The 14,283-nt window shown below is 68.0% G+C and carries 9 protein-coding genes; 3 read left to right on the forward strand and 6 right to left on the reverse strand.

The window, feature by feature from the left end:
* A partial coding sequence (locus tag JKJ07_RS48760; protein WP_203078736.1) for a CHAT domain-containing protein occupies window positions 1–3,201 on the reverse strand: 3,201 nt, incomplete at its 3' end.
* Window positions 3,202–3,386: 185 nt separating this feature from the next.
* On the opposite strand from JKJ07_RS48760, the gene JKJ07_RS48765 reads away from it, so the two are divergent.
* Window positions 3,387–4,637 (forward strand): alpha/beta hydrolase, encoded by a 1,251-nt coding sequence (locus JKJ07_RS48765; RefSeq protein WP_203078737.1) that lies wholly within the window; start codon window positions 3,387–3,389, stop codon window positions 4,635–4,637.
* 124 nt (window positions 4,638–4,761) lie between these two features.
* On the opposite strand, the gene JKJ07_RS48770 is transcribed toward JKJ07_RS48765, so the two are convergent.
* Window positions 4,762–8,607, reverse strand: a complete 3,846-nt coding sequence (locus tag JKJ07_RS48770; RefSeq protein WP_203078738.1) for a tetratricopeptide repeat protein — start codon at window positions 8,605–8,607, stop codon at window positions 4,762–4,764.
* A gap of 247 nt (window positions 8,608–8,854) precedes the next feature.
* On the reverse strand, window positions 8,855–9,823 hold the full coding sequence (locus JKJ07_RS48775; protein ID WP_203078739.1) for a hypothetical protein: 969 nt from the start codon (window positions 9,821–9,823) through the stop codon (window positions 8,855–8,857).
* Window positions 9,824–9,829: 6 nt separating this feature from the next.
* On the opposite strand from JKJ07_RS48775, the gene JKJ07_RS48780 reads away from it, so the two are divergent.
* Together JKJ07_RS48780 and JKJ07_RS48785 are read left to right on the forward strand one after the other, a co-directional pair.
* Complete coding sequence (locus JKJ07_RS48780) at window positions 9,830–10,906, forward strand: glycosyltransferase (protein ID WP_203078740.1); 1,077 nt, start codon at window positions 9,830–9,832, stop codon at window positions 10,904–10,906.
* 3 nt (window positions 10,907–10,909) lie between these two features.
* Window positions 10,910–11,071 carry a hypothetical protein gene (locus tag JKJ07_RS48785; protein WP_203078741.1) on the forward strand — a complete coding sequence of 54 codons (162 nt, stop codon included), beginning with the start codon at window positions 10,910–10,912 and terminating at the stop codon, window positions 11,069–11,071.
* Here JKJ07_RS48785 and JKJ07_RS48790 read toward each other — a convergent pair.
* The 3 genes from JKJ07_RS48790 to JKJ07_RS48800 are packed head-to-tail and all read right to left on the reverse strand — an operon-like array spanning window position 11,055 to window position 14,275.
* Window positions 11,055–12,428, reverse strand: a complete 1,374-nt coding sequence (locus tag JKJ07_RS48790) for an ABC transporter substrate-binding protein (RefSeq protein WP_203078742.1) — start codon at window positions 12,426–12,428, stop codon at window positions 11,055–11,057. The genes JKJ07_RS48785 and JKJ07_RS48790 overlap by 17 nt on opposite strands.
* Window positions 12,425–13,366: a carbohydrate ABC transporter permease gene (locus JKJ07_RS48795; protein ID WP_236202880.1), complete on the reverse strand. Its 942-nt coding sequence runs from the start codon at window positions 13,364–13,366 to the stop codon at window positions 12,425–12,427. The genes JKJ07_RS48790 and JKJ07_RS48795 overlap by 4 nt, the downstream gene beginning before the upstream one ends.
* A gap of 9 nt (window positions 13,367–13,375) precedes the next feature.
* The gene (locus JKJ07_RS48800) at window positions 13,376–14,275 is read right to left on the reverse strand and encodes a carbohydrate ABC transporter permease (protein WP_203078743.1); all 900 of its coding nucleotides are present in this window, start codon (window positions 14,273–14,275) and stop codon (window positions 13,376–13,378) included.
* Window positions 14,276–14,283 lie beyond the last annotated feature (8 nt).

The following is a 14,283-nucleotide window of genomic DNA, read 5'->3' on the forward strand; positions in this document are numbered from 1 at the left end:
GTAATCACCCCGCTGGAACAGGATGTCGGCGATCTTGCCCCAGGCGGTCGCCGCTGACCGGGTGTCGCCGAGCCGTTCGTAAACCGGCAGCTGAACCTCACGTCGGATGCGCAGGGCCTCATCGTAAACACCCCGCAGGAACAGGATGTCGGCGATGTTACCCCAGGTGACCGCCGCTGACCGGGTGTCGCCGAGCCGTTCGTAAACCGGCAGCTGAACCTCACGTCGGATGCGCAGGGCCTCATCGTAAACACCACGCTGGAACAGGATGTCGGCGATGTCGCCCCAGGTGACCGCCGCTGACCGGGTGTCGCCGAGCCGTTCGTAAACCGGCAGCTCAACCTCACGTCGGATGCGCAGGGCCTCATCGTAATCACCGCGCTGGAACAGGATGTCGGCGAGGGTGCCTTGGCAGGAGGCGGCTTCGCCGTCGGAGCCGGCCGCGGTGAACGTTTGGTGGGTTTGGTGCAGCAACCGTTCGGCATGGTCAAGGTCGCCACGCTGTATGAGGTAGGTGGCGTATTCGGCCATTACCCGGGCGTGTTCGAGCGGGTCGGTCTGTCGGTCATCAGTGTGAATCAGGCGACTGGCGCGGTCGAACAGGCTCACGGCGCTGTCGCCGTCTCCGCTGACCTGTGCGGCATCAGCAGCATGGCGCAGAAGTTTGATTGGGACGGGGTGACGGTGTCGGTCGAGGAGCGCGATCGCGGTCTGGCCGAGTTGGAAGGCCGTGTCGGCCGGCCCTCCCGCCAGCGCTAGCACGGCGCCGGCGGCGCAGGCAGCGGTGACCTGGGGGTTGTCGGCGCGTAAGGCGAGCCGGGTCAACTCCGCATTCACCACCGGACTTCGGGCGTTCCCGCCCCAGGCGAGGAACAGCGGGGTAACTGCAAGCTTGGCCAGGGCGGTGATCTCGTCGTCGTGCAGCGGGTCGACGCGTCCCGCCGCCAGCATATTGACCGCGGTAGCCGTCTGCTGCGGCTGGTGCGGGTCGGGGAAGGTGTCGAGCAGGCCGAGGCCACGCAACCGATCAGCCGACCCTGCGCTGCGCTGGGCCACCGCGGCGACGACCTGGCCGGGGACCGGCAGGTCGAACACCGTGAGGTCGCGTAGCAGATCGCGGTGCGCCGGGCCGGCCAGTTCGAGCAGGGTGTCCAGGGCCAGATTTTCGAGGAACGCGCGAATCGCCGTCTCTGCGGGCAGATCGCCCTTGCGGAGGTAGGCCTCCATGTCGGCGATGGCTGCCGTGGCCCGATCGGTGGTGACCTGATCGCTGAGGACCAGCCGCAATCCGATGAGGTCCTGCAGTCCGGGGTTGCCGCGGCTGACCTCGGCCGCACGCTCGGCGAGCGCCGACCTCTCGATCCGCAGATCGGGGCTGGCCTGGGCCTGCTGCCGGCTGAGTAGCTTGAGCCGGGCGACCAGCGACAGCGGCCGCAACGGGATCTGCTCCAACCGGTTCGGCAGCCCGTCGAGGGTGAACTGGTAGCGGCTGGTCAACAGCAGGCGGCTGTCGGTCACGGCCGGGTCGAAAGCCCGCAGCAGCGCCGCCAGAACGGGCGCGATCTCGGGCTCGACCCGGTGCAAGCCCTCCCGATCCGCGACGAGGACCTGCTCCAAGTCGTCGATGATCAGCAGGAGGGCCCGTTGTCCCTTATCGGCTCGGGCCAGCGGTCCGGCGAGGAGGTCGGTCACCAGCGGCTCGAAGGCCGCCGGCCGATCACGGACCTCACCGCGGCGCTGCGCGATCAGGTCGCGGGCCGCTGGGATTGTTCGTACCGCCTGCTCGATCACGTCCAGGATCGCGGTCGCCGTGTAGTCGCCGAAGACAACCGCGGGGATCAACTGCGGGGTGCGGTCGGCGAGCCGGGCCGCGAGGCTCGACTTGCCGAGCCGGCCCTGCCCGTACAGCAGCACGCCGGCCCGGTCCGGTGACCGTAAAGCTCGTAGCGCTTGTTGCAGTTCCGGCCGACGGCCGACGAACATGGACGGTGCCGCGACCGGCACGTGCTCCTTGAGGTCCAGGAACACCTTGGTGCCGTGCACCGCCGACACCAGTGAGCGTCGCTGCGCTCCGCCGACGAGCGGCCCACCGCCGGACGGACCGACCCACAACCGGGCGAGATGCCAATCCGCCCGGATCCGCTGATCGTCGGCGCCGAGCACGTGGCGGCGGGCCTCGCCGACGGCCACCGCGAGATCGGCGTGGAGGCTCAGCTGCTGGTACAGCTGCTCGGCGAACAGCGTCGCCGCCCGGTCGCCGACCGATCCGTCCCAGCCCAGCACCGCCGGGATCCCGGCCGAGATCAACGCCGTCGCCATCGAATGGGCCACCGACCCGACGGCGTCGGCGACCGCCGTTGGCCCCGAGCGATGGTCCGGTCCGGGCGGCAGGTGATCGTTCGCGTCCGCGGCCGTCGCGGTCAGGCAGGCCGATACGAACACGAGGCGCGGCGGCTTCGTCATCACCCTGATCAGGTCGGCCGCCGTGGTCGGCAGGCCGTCACCGACCTCGTCCTCCATCATCAGCGCCGGTTCACTCGGCCCGCCGGGCTGCGCCGGCCACCGGTTCACCCCGTGACAGGACAGGTGCACCACCGGCATCCCGCCCAAATCGGCCAGGCGGCGACCCAGTTGGACGGGATTTCCGGTGTCCTCGACGACCAAGTCAACCCGGGTCTCGTCGACCGCCGCCAGGATCGCTGCCTCTTCGGCCTCGAAGTCCAGTTCACGCTGCCCCCGCGGCGCCGACGCCATGAAGGCCAGCCCCAGCCGATGCTGGTCCGGGTCGGGCACCGCAGCGGGCGCACCCAACCGGCGTACGACACAGAATCGCTTGTACGCATCCAGGGCCAGGAACTCTTCACCGGGGCGGGCCAGCAACTCCCACGGTGCCCGCAACACCGCCCAGGCCACACCGGAGGGTGACTTCGGCCCGCGCACTTCGAAGACCGTCGGCGTCGAGGCGGCCTCGAGCAACCCCGTCAACTGGCCGTGGTCGCCCTCCAGCCAGGACCACAGCTGCCGGCCCAGCTCGACGAAGACGTCGTCGGCCGCGTGCGCCTGGATTCCCCGTACGTATTTGGAATTGATCTCCGTCAGCAGCGCCTGGTCCTGCGCGCTCACCAGGCGCCGGGGGCCGATCCGGTCCGCGCCGGCCACGACCTCGAAGCCCGTGCCGTCGAGCACCAGACCAGTGAACACTCCCGCCCCCTTGCCTCGGTGAGAACGGGACGGTAGCCGCCGTTTCTTGATCGATACAAGCTCACCCGCCCGCTGTCGACCCTGTGTCCGCAAGGTACAACCGAAAAGTGCACCCGTTCCGGTGTGCCGGTGATGATAGTGGAGACCACGCCGCATCGGGTGGTCCGGCGGGCAGGGAGGTCGGGATGGAGCCGTTCGACGAGGTCGACTCGCTCGTCGATGCCGTGGCACGGGTGTGGTCGCATCTGCGCCACCCGGAGGAGTCGCTCGAACGTACCGTCCTGCTCCATCTGCGCCGAGTGGAGGCGGCCCGAGCCGAAGGCGCCACCGGCGACGCCGAGGCCGTCGACCTGCTGTCGGCCCTCCAAGCCCACCCGGCCATCGCGGCGACAGTCATGGGGGAGCTCGAGGGCACGGTCACCCGCGAATTCTCGCTGCCGCCAATCCCAGGCGCCGAGAAGCACGAGCGGTACCTCGAGATTCCGATCCTGTACGCGACCGACCGCGCTCCCGCCGAACCCGGCGCGCGCGACCCGTTCACCGGTGCTCGCGGAACCCCCAGCTACGGCGTGGCCCGCGTCAGCGTCCCCGACGACCATCGCATGGGCGCCCTGGAAAAGCCCCGGCTGTGGAAACTCCAGTTCCGACCTGACCCGGCCAAACACGTCGCGCTTCTCGGCACCGACCAGCTCACCCAGGACGCCTTCACGCAGCGGGGGTCCGAGGCGGTGAGGGTCTCCGCCGCCCCGGAGGCACTGCTGTTTGTGCACGGCTACAACGTCACCTTCGCCGACGCCGCCCGGCGAGCCGCGCAGATCGCCTACGACCTGCAGTTCGACGGCCTGCCGATGCTCTACAGCTGGCCGTCGGAGGGCACCACCCTGCGCTACCCGACCGACGAGGAAAACAGCCTCTGGACCCGCCCGCACTTCGCCGACTTCCTGCGGTTGGCGCTCGGCCGGCTCGGAACCCGGCGGCTGCACCTGCTCGCGCACAGCATGGGCAACCGCGTCGTCACTCAAGGCCTCGCCGACCTCACCCCGGCCGAGTCAGCCGGCCTCGGCCACGTCGTCTTCGCCGCCCCCGACGTCGACGCCGCGATCTTCACCCAACTGGCCGCCCAGTTTCTCAAGCGCGCCAACCGCTACACCCTCTACGCCTCGTCGAATGACCTCGCCCTCAAGGCGTCCCAGAGGCTCGCACGCTACCCACGAGCCGGCCAATCGGGACCAGCCATCGTCGTCATCGACGGCCTCGACACCATCGACGCCAGCAGACTCGACACCGGCCTGATGAGCCATTCCTACTTCGGCGACCGCACCTCGATCCTGTCCGACCTGTTCTCCCTGATCCGCAACGACCTCGAACCCGCCAAACGCTTCGGCCTCACCGCCCACGAGAACGGCTACTGGGCATTCCTCCCCACCGCCAGCTAACCACTCCCGCCAACGGCCGCCCCGCCGCTCTTCACGAACTGGCCAAAGTCAGCACAGCCCTCAAGCTTTCCGCGGCCCCCGGATAGCCGAGCAATTTCCCCTTTCCTCGCGGCCGGAATGGGAATCAGGTAATCCCGTCGCCTTCTTGAAGCGCATCGTCGAATTCACCGCGCAAGTCCACGGGGACGACTTCAGCGATTGCCTGCTGAAACTCACTGTCTGACAAGTGCGACCGTTCCTGCCGGAGCAGGTCGAGGGTGTTGGTGGGCCAGGCGCCGGTGCTCGCATGCCAGGCCGCTGCCGCGTGTAGCAAGGCGGTGCAGGCAGGGTGGTGTTGATTAAGTTCGGCTAGCAATGCACCGAGCTGGTTGTAGGTGTTAGCCGCGCCGTGCCGGTCGCCGAACTCCAGCTTGATGTCAAGGGCTTGCCGGTAGTGCTGTTCAGCCTGCTCGAAGCGTCGCTGCTCGTGCGCGACCATGCCGAGCTGGTGATACGTGCGGGCCGCGCCGTGCCGGTCGCCGAACTCCAACAGGATGTCGAGGGCCTGCCGGTAATGCTGTTCAGCCTGCTCGAAGCGTCGCTGCTCGTGCGCGACCGCGCCGAGCTGGTGATACGTGCGGGCCGCGCCGTGCCGGTCGCCGAACTCCAACGAGATGTCGAGGGCCTGCCGGCAATGCTGTTCAGCCTGCTCGAAGCGTCGCCGCTCGTGCGCGACCGCGCCGAGCTGGTGATACGTGCGGGCCGCGCCGTGCCGGTCGCCGAACTCCAACAGGATGTCGAGGGCCTGCCGGTAATGCTGTTCAGCCTGCTCGAAGCGTCGCCGCTCGTGCGCGACCGCGCCGAGCTGGTGATAGGTACTGGCCGCGCCGTGCCGGTCGCCGAACTCCAACAGGATGTCGAGGGCCTGCCGGCAATGCTGTTCAGCCTGCTCAAAGAGTCGCCGCTCGTATGCGACCGCGCCGAGTTGGTGGTAGGTGTTGGCGGCGCTGTGCCGGTCGCCGAACTCCAACAGGATGTCGAGGGCCTGCCGGCAATGCTGTTCAGCCTGCTCAAAGAGTCGCCGCTCATGCGCGACGAGGCCGAGCTGGTGGTAGGTCCTGGCCGCGCCATGCCGGTCCCCGAACTCCAACAGGATGTCGAGGGCCTGCCGGTAGTGCTCTTCAGCCTGCTCAAAGAGTCGCCGCTCCTCCGCGACTCTGCCGAGTTGGTGGTAAGTGACGGCTTCCGAGCTGCGCTTGCCGAGGGCCTGTTTCATGGCGAGTTCGCTGGTGTAATGACGCGCTGCGTCGTCGAGTCGGTGTTGAATGATGGCGGTGTGGCCGGCCATGTTGTGCAGGTCCAGCAGTTCCCACTTCTCGTCAGGAGTCTCCGCAGCGGGATGGCGGGCGATGGCAATTTCGAGCAGACTCCGGCGGGTGTCATGCTGTTGAGTTTGATCCAGATACTTGTTCACGGCTCGTATGAGACGCAGGACAGGTTGTCGGGTGTGCTGGGCGTATTCGATGGCGGCGGTGAGGTTGGCGTACTCCGCCTTGACAGCGGCCTGGCCGGTCGCCCGTTGGCGCGGATCATTGTCGGTGAGCATCGCCTCGAAGGCGCCAGCAAGGCTGGTGTACAGCGCGTAGTGCCCACGATCACAGGTTTGCTCGACTGCCGGGTTGTCCCTCAGTCGAGCTCGCAGGAAGTACGGCAGGATCGGCACGATCTGCACGAAGCCGGCCATTGTCGAGTGCTCGGCGGCCAAGCCGACACGGCGCAGCTCGGCGACCGCAGCCGGCAGATCCACCCCGTCAAGATCGACTCCAGCCGGGTCAGTGCGTAGCGCCTCGACGTAGGTCTCGAGCACCGGGACCGGGATGCTGGTGGTGAACGGGGCCAGCAGCAGAATCGACGATTGCAGGGCGGGGTCGAGCTTGCCGTGGCTGTATTCGATCGCTCGTCGCGCGACCATTGTCGGGTCGGCGCTGTCGCGCCCCACCCGAAGGTCGGCCAGCACTTGCGCTGGTGGAGTGGTGGCCAGTTGTGGCATGACCACGGTCATCGGCAGCGGGTAGCCGTCCAGCAACCGGATCAGCTCGGTCAGCGCCTCCCGCTGCGCCTGGTCGGTGGCCTCGCTCAGCCATTGTGTGCCACCGTGCCGATCAAGGATGCGCTCGAGCAGGTCGGCGGCGGCCTGGGGGTCCAGGCCCGGCAGGTCATATACCCGGCCGGCGAACGTGGAGCGGGCCAGCCAGGTTTCGGCCTCCCGCGATCCGACCAGCACCAACGTGCGTCCACCCTGCAGCCCGGCCAGCAGCCGCGCCAGCCGGTCACGTTCGGCATCGGGGAGTGCATGCGGGATCGCCGCGGGGCTGGCCGTGATCGACTCGGCGTTGTCGATGATGATCAGGTGTCGTCCGGCGCGCAGCCGCTCGGTGATTAATCCCGTCTTTGCCGCCGGGGTCAGCGCCTCCCACTCGGCGAACTCGACCGCCGTCAACAGGTGCCGGGCGATCTGCCGGACGATCTGCTCCGCGGTCCACGCCCGTTCCTCGTAGGAGAACAGGAAAACCTCGTTCACCAGCCCGGTCCGCTGCCACCACCAGCCGGCGTGCGCCAGCAGCGTGGACTTGCCTGCGCCGGCCATGCCCCGCACCAGCGCCTGGCCGGCGTGCGGGTCGATCAGCAGGAGTCGCTCCAGGGCGTGCAGGTCCAAGTCACGGCCGACGAACCCGTACTCCACCGCCGGCGCCACACTCACCTGTTCGCGCCGCTGGTAGAACGCGTTCGACTCGGGCGAGGTCATCGGTCGCAGACTCAGCCGGGACTCGCGCTGGGCGAACACCACCGGGAGGATCCAGTCCTCCAGATCGAAATCCTGCTCGAAGTGCCCCCGCCGGGCCTTCGTGTCGTGCAGGGCCCGACGCGCCTCGAACGCGGCCGCTACCGGATCGTCCCCGGCCGCAAGCCTGCCGTAGAACACCGGCATCGCCTGCTTCGCGGCGCTGACCGTGACCGAATACGCCATGCCGATCGCGACCGGTGCGCCCGCCGCGACCAGATCCTGGGCCAGGCTGGCCTCGTTGCCGTGCTGCATCGCCGATTGGCAGGCGTTCAACACCGCCACCGCCACGCGATGCTCGGCCAGCAACCGCGCGACCTCCGCCGACGGCACCGGCCGGGCCACACCCGCCTCGCCGGTCTCGAAGAACAAGAAGCCCTGGCGGCCCTGTCCAGGGGCGCTCGCCGGATCGAACAGATACCGGCCGGACACCGCCCCGGCGGCGAACTCGTCCGGCGCACCGAAGCCACCATGCAGGTCGAAGTGGATCACCTGATACCAGCCCTGGCCGCGGTCCCGGGCCGCCGCGCGCAGTGTGTCGCGGAGCGCCTCCCAGGTGCCCGGCCGGACCAGATCCACCGTCACCGGCATGGTCGTCCGCCCGATCGCCTCCAGCAGCGGCTGCGAGATCAGCCGATACCCCACATCCCGGGAACCGAAGGGTCGCGCCGTCACCACCAGAATGTTCAACGTAGCGGCCGGATCCGGCAGCCGGTAATGCAACGGAACCCGTGAGTCCTGGCGGACGATGGGCATCCGCAGCGCCAGCCGCTCACCCCGGTCGTGATCACACAGCGTCTCCCAGTGCAGCCGCTGGAAACCGGCCGAGCCCCGCACCACCAGCCGATAGCCCTCGAACCCCACGTCGAACGCCCGCCGATAGCCGAACGCCGCCTCGCCCGTGAACACCTGCCGGAAGAGCGTCCGGCCGTATTCGGCAACCGCAGCGGCGGCCTGCCGTTCGAGATCCTTGTCGAGGAACGGATATCGCAGGTGCTCCTCGAAATACCAGGTCAGCAGCTTCTCGGTCGCGTCGTCGGCCACCGCCGACACGGTCACGTCGGCACCGCCCCCGTCACCGAAGTCGACCCGGACCCCGAACGACCCGTCCTCGGCCGCCGACACCTCCCGGACCTCGATGTCGATCACGACACCTCCCGCCGGGCCCGCGCCACCATGCGATCCATCGCTCCACTGTGACAGCGGGAATCCACCGCACAAAGCCACGATTCCCGGGACCCGGAAAAGCACGATTATCGGCCGCCACAAACACCCGAACGAGCGCTTGACATAGCCACAAAGCATTCTCGAATTGTGCCGATCATCGCGCCCCAAGGGGATCAGATCATCTCGAGTTACGGCGGGACATCGCGGCGTCGAGGACCACAACCTCGACTCAAGCCCCCGCGCGCGGACTCCGCTTTCGCCAGAGGGGCTCGGTGAGATCCTTGCCGCGCAGGAAGGTCACGACCGCGGGCGACGGCTTCTTGATGGTGTCGGGTGGTGGCGCGGTGAGCGGCTGCACTTTTCCGTACTCGGAGAGGTTGATCACCCAGGTGTCGGGCGAACCGGGGGTGGTGAGGGAGAATGTGGCTACCCGGTCCTGGATGTCTAGCAGGACCCGGAACGGCATCGCAGTGCCGGTGCGCGGCGGGTATTGGCGAGCCAGCATGCCGATCATGGTCTGGTCCTTGGCGATTCGGGACGTGTCCAATGTGCCGGTGATGGCGCGGTTGTCGCCCTCGACGGTCTTGATCCGGCCCAGTAGGCGCTTCACGCCGACGACGTCGGGGGCGTTCAGGTCGAGTTGAGGGGTCATCGAAGCCGGCAGCGATCCGGGTGGCATCCAGGACGTGCCGTCGAGGAACTCGCGGAGGTCACGGTAGGTCGCGGCGTCCTTGCGGATGTTGGCGTCGGGTGAGCGCGCCATCATGTCCACCACGCGGTCGAGGTCGTCCCATTGCCCGCCGGACACCGACCACTGCGAATAGGTGCCGCCCGCGGTGACTCGGGCCCGGGTCATCACGCTGACGTTTTTCTGTTTGGTCATCGACAGAGTTTCCGCGCTGCCCGTTGGGGTGTGCACGGCACCGCTCATCTCGAAGGCCGGCCCCACCACGCTGAAGGTGTAGCCGCCGGTGTCGATGCCGGTGGTCGACGCGGCCAACGCCGCCCTGGGGTCGAACGGCGTGACGCTGGCCGATGCCGAGGCCGTGGTCGTAGGTGTTGCGGCCGGCGCGGTGCAGGCGCCGGCCGGCAGACAGACGGCAACGGCAGAAGCGGCCAGGGCCAGGCGGCGTCGAATCACCGGGAGATCGTAGTGGCGTCGAGCACCGCAACCTCGATTGAGGTCGATCTTTACCATCTACGCGTGCGATTCCTTGTTGTGGTGGCGCCGCTGCTCAGTGCGGTGCAGTCGGTGGCGCCGCTCGGGCGGGCCCTGGTGGACGCGGGTCACGACGTGCTGGTAGCGACGGCCGGGGAGGCAGCGTCGGTGGAGATCGGGCTGCCGGTGACCGACGTCGCGCCGCGGTTCAGCTATCTGTCGACCGGGGTGCGGATCGCGGTGCGGCACCCGCTGATCACGCGAGCCGAGCGGAACGGAACCGCGGGCACAAGGGCCGCGGCGATCACCTTCGGCTCGGTGAACGATCAGCTCGCCGACAGCGTGGTGGCCCTCGCTGAAAGCCATCGGCCGGACGTGGTCGTGCACGATCCGCTGGCTGTCGCCGGCGCTCTGGCCGCCGCTGCGATCGCTGTGCCCGCCGTGCTGCACAACGGCTTGCTGGGCGACGGGCCGGAGTTGGTCGCGGCCACGGCCGCGCGGCTGAGCCGGGCTTTGCGCCGTCACGGGGTGGCGGCCCTGCCGCCCGCCGCGGCGACGATCGGCGTCGCGCCGCCGAGCCTGGTGGGTCCGCGGGACGCACTGCCCATGCGGTTCGTTCCGCACCACGAGGATGCCGATTTGCCCGAGTGGCTGACCCGGCCGCCGAGCCGGGCCCGCATCGCGGTGTGTCTCGGCCGCGCCGGCGGGCCCGCGATGAACCAGGTGATCGCCGCCTGCGCGACCGTCGAGGCCGACCTCGTCATGATCGAGCCCGCGGCACCGATGAGCAAGCCGGGGCCGGCCGCCGCGGTGCTGCGCCACTGCGCCGCTGTCGTCCACCCGGCCGACGCGAGCGCCGTGCTCACCGCCCTGCACGCCGGTGTGCCCCAACTGGCGTTGAACGGCAATTCCCCCCAGCGGCACAATGCCGCCCTCGTCGCCGAGCGTGGTGTCGGCCTCGCCGCCGACGACTACGCCGTTACCGCCGACCTGATCATTCGCCTGATCACCGATGCGGCCCTGTCGTCGAACGCGGCCGCCGTACGGGCCGAGATGGCCGGCATGCCCAGTCCGACGCAGCTGGTAGGACACCTTGCGAGCCTTGCCCGGAGCAAGGCTTGAGGCATGCTTGTCAACGCGGCCCGCACCGCCGAGCGGGTGCCGGCCGGTAGGCGCCTCTTCGACGCCGACGTCCGGGCGGCGGCCAAGGACGCCAACCTGAGCCACCGCACGGCGGCCGAGCTCCCGCTGACGCAGACCCGCGAGACGCTTACTGCGCCACTTTGAACAGGTCGTTCAGCTGGTCGTTGACGGTGGTCAGGGAGGACACCGGCGACTCTCCGATGTAGACGGCGTCCATGCGGGGCTGGAGCAGTGCGGTGATGTCGGCGGCGTTGGTGGTGACCGGGAACAGGAATGTGGTCTTGTCTTTGACCTGGTCGGTGAACGGGGTGACGTCGAGCTGGCGTTTGTCCTTGTTGAACGCGATCGCCTTCTCGGTGCCGGAGGGGCGGGCCGGGAAGACGATGCCGGATTCGCCGATGATGTTTTGGCATTCCTCGCCGCTCATGAACTTGACCCACTTGGCGGCGTTGTCGGGTTGCTTGGACAGCGAGGTGACCGAGTCGGCCAGGCCGTTGAACATGGACGCCCGCTTGCCGGACGGGCCGATCGGCGTGGGGGCGATGCCGACCTTGAGCTTCTGGCCCGAGGTGTCGGTCAGGTTTTGGAACGTCGAGATCTTCCAGGAGCCGTCGAGGGCGATCGCGGCCAGGCCGGATTGGATCTGCTTGTCGGGGCCGACCGGGTTGTTGCCGCCGATCTCGGCGAAGCTCGGCATGTAACCCTTGCGGGCCAGGCCGAAATACCACGTGAGCGTGTCTTGGAAGGCGGGCTGGTCGAGGTTGAAGCGGGTGCCCCACGGGTTGCGGTCGGTGACCTGCCAGCCCGCGCTGCCGGCGAACGCCGACCACTGCGTCTGGCCCCACCCGCCCCCGCCGGCGCCGTCGGAGCCCAGGCCGTACTGGGAGACGTTGTTCTTGTCGAAGCCGGGCTCGTCGCCGCGGACGCCGTTCTTGTCGACGGTCAGGTGGGCGATCATCTTCTCGAACGTGCCGCCGTCGCGCGGGTTCCATGATAGATCGGATAAATCATCAGGAGAGAACCCCGCGGCGCGCAACGCCCCGGGGTTGTAGAACATCGCGATCGTGTCCCAGTCCTTCGGCGACCCGTACCGCTTGCCGTCCTGGCCCTTCCACAGCTCGGCCAGCCCCTCCTGATAGTCCCCGTCGTTGATGTCGGCGGTCGGGGCCAGCTCGTCGAGCGGGCGCAGCACCCCCAAATCGACGAACTGGGCGAACTTGGCCAGGTGGTCGGTGAACACGTCGGGGGCGGTGTCGGCAATGAACCCGGCGGTCAGCTTCGACCAGTAGACGTCCCAGCCGTACTGGGAGATGTGGACGTTCAGCCCCGGGTTTTGCTTTGCGAACGAGTCGGCGCACTTCTGATATCCGGGTTGCTGACCCGAGTCCCACAGCCAGTATTCGATGGTGCCGCCGCCCGATTCGGTGGTGGCGTCGGCGCCGCTCCAGCCGCAGCCCGCGGCGAGCACGGCCGACATGAGGAATGCCAGTTTGAGTCTCATTTGATCCCACTGAAGCCGATGGAGTTGACGATCCGCTTGGCGAAGAAGAAGAACAGGACGAGCATCGGCAGCGCGGCCACGAGGGTCGCCGCCATCAGGCCCGACCAGTCCGGGCCGGTCTGCGGGGTCTGCGACTTGAAGACGCCGAGGGCCACGGTCAGCACCCGCGAGCGGTCGGTGTAGCTGACCATCAGCGGCCAGAAGTAGTCGTTCCACGAGGTGATGTAGGTCAGGATGGCCAGGGTGGCCAGCGGCGCCGACGACATCGGCAGGATCAGCCGGAAGAACACCCGCACCTTGGAAGCCCCTTCGACCAAAGCCGCCTCCTCGACCTCGCGCGAGATGCCGAGGAAGAACTGGCGCAGGAAGAACACCGCGAACGGCGTCATCAGCATCGTCGGCAGCGAGATGCCGAGCAGCGTGTCGACCAGCCCGAGCTGCTTGATCAGCACGAAGTTGGGCAGCAGCGTGAAGATCGCCGGGATCATCAGGCCGGCCAGGAAGAACGCGAAGACCTTCTCGCGGTGCCGCCACTGCAGGCGGGCGAAGGCGTACGCGGCCATCGCGCTGAAGAAGACCTGCCCGGCGGTGACCAGGCACGAGACGATCACCGAGTTGGCGAGGTAGTGCCAGAAGTTGATCGGCTGGCCCGCGCCGCCGGCGTCGATCGCCTCCTGACCGGTCTGCAGGCCGAAGACGCGCTCGAAGCCGCCCCACGAGGTGTCCACCGGCAGCAGGCTGTCGGAGCCCGCGTACAGGGCGTTGTTGCTACTCAAAGCCGTGCGCAGCATCCAGTAGAACGGGAACAGCGAGGCCAGGATGACCAGGATCATGAAGATCCAGGCCAGCGCGCGGCCGAAGTTGAATGAAGTGCGGGGTGATTTGTCCGATATATCAGCGGCGACAGGGACGGCAACGGGTTCGGTAGCAGTGGCCATGACATGCTCCTAGGCCAGGTCGGATTGCTCGGCACGAGTCAGGCGGTACTGCAGGAATGTGATCACGACGAGGACCACCAGGAGCGCGACCGACATGGCCGAGGCGTAGCCGAACTGGAAGCGGCCGAACGCCATGTCGTAGATGTAGTACTGCAGGACGCGGGACGAGTCGATCGGCCCGCCGCGGGTGGTGACGGCGACCGTGTCGAAGACTTGGAACGACCCGACCACGGTGATGATCAGCACGAGGGCCAGGATCGGGCGCAGCAGCGGGAGCGTGATCCGCCGGAACATGGTCAGCTCGGACGCGCCGTCGGTGCGCCCCGCCTCGTACAGGGTCTCGGGAATGGTCTGCAGACCCGCGAAGATCAGCAGGGCCGTGTAGCCGACGTGCCGCCAGACGTTGATCAGCGCGACGGTCGGAATGACCCAGTTGCTGTCGGCCAGGAACGCTATCCGGTCCATGCCGATCAGCTCGAGCACGCGGTTGCCGATGCCCAGCTGGTAGTCGAGGATCCACAGGAAGATCAGCGCGGCGACTACATTGGACACCAAGTACGGCGTCAGCACGATGCCGCGCAGCCAGGTGCGTTTGGTCAGCCGCTGCATCATCACCGCGATGGCCAGCGCGAGCGCCGTCTGGATGACGATGTTGACGATCACGTAGTAGACGGTGACGCGCAGCGAGTTCCAGAAGACCGGGTCCTGCACCATGCGGACGTAGTTGTCCAGGCCGTTGAACTCGGGCGGGGTGAGCAGGTTGAACTTGGTGAAGCTGAGGTAGATGCCGCGCAGCGTCGGCCACAGCAGAAAGACCAGGAAGCCGATCAGCGCGGGCAGGATGAACAGAATCGCTAGCTGGGTGTCGTCCTTACGTTTCCTCCGAGGTGCGTCAGCAATGGTGGCCATCGTGTCCC

It is taken from the genome of Paractinoplanes lichenicola, from assembly GCF_016785085.1.
Lineage (GTDB): Bacteria > Actinomycetota > Actinomycetes > Mycobacteriales > Micromonosporaceae > Actinoplanes > Actinoplanes lichenicola.

Excerpts from the sequence above, each read along its gene's own strand:
- JKJ07_RS48795 (WP_236202880.1), bottom strand. The coding sequence starts at position 13,366 with ATGGCCACTGCTACCGAACCCGTTGCCGTCCCTGTCGCCGCTGATATA.
- JKJ07_RS48790 (WP_203078742.1), bottom strand. The coding sequence starts at position 12,428 with ATGAGACTCAAACTGGCATTCCTCATGTCGGCCGTGCTCGCCGCGGGC.
- JKJ07_RS48775 (WP_203078739.1), bottom strand. The coding sequence starts at position 9,823 with ATGGTAAAGATCGACCTCAATCGAGGTTGCGGTGCTCGACGCCACTAC.
- JKJ07_RS48785 (WP_203078741.1), top strand. The coding sequence starts at position 10,910 with ATGCTTGTCAACGCGGCCCGCACCGCCGAGCGGGTGCCGGCCGGTAGG.
- JKJ07_RS48800 (WP_203078743.1), bottom strand. The coding sequence starts at position 14,275 with ATGGCCACCATTGCTGACGCACCTCGGAGGAAACGTAAGGACGACACC.
- JKJ07_RS48765 (WP_203078737.1), top strand. The coding sequence starts at position 3,387 with ATGGAGCCGTTCGACGAGGTCGACTCGCTCGTCGATGCCGTGGCACGG.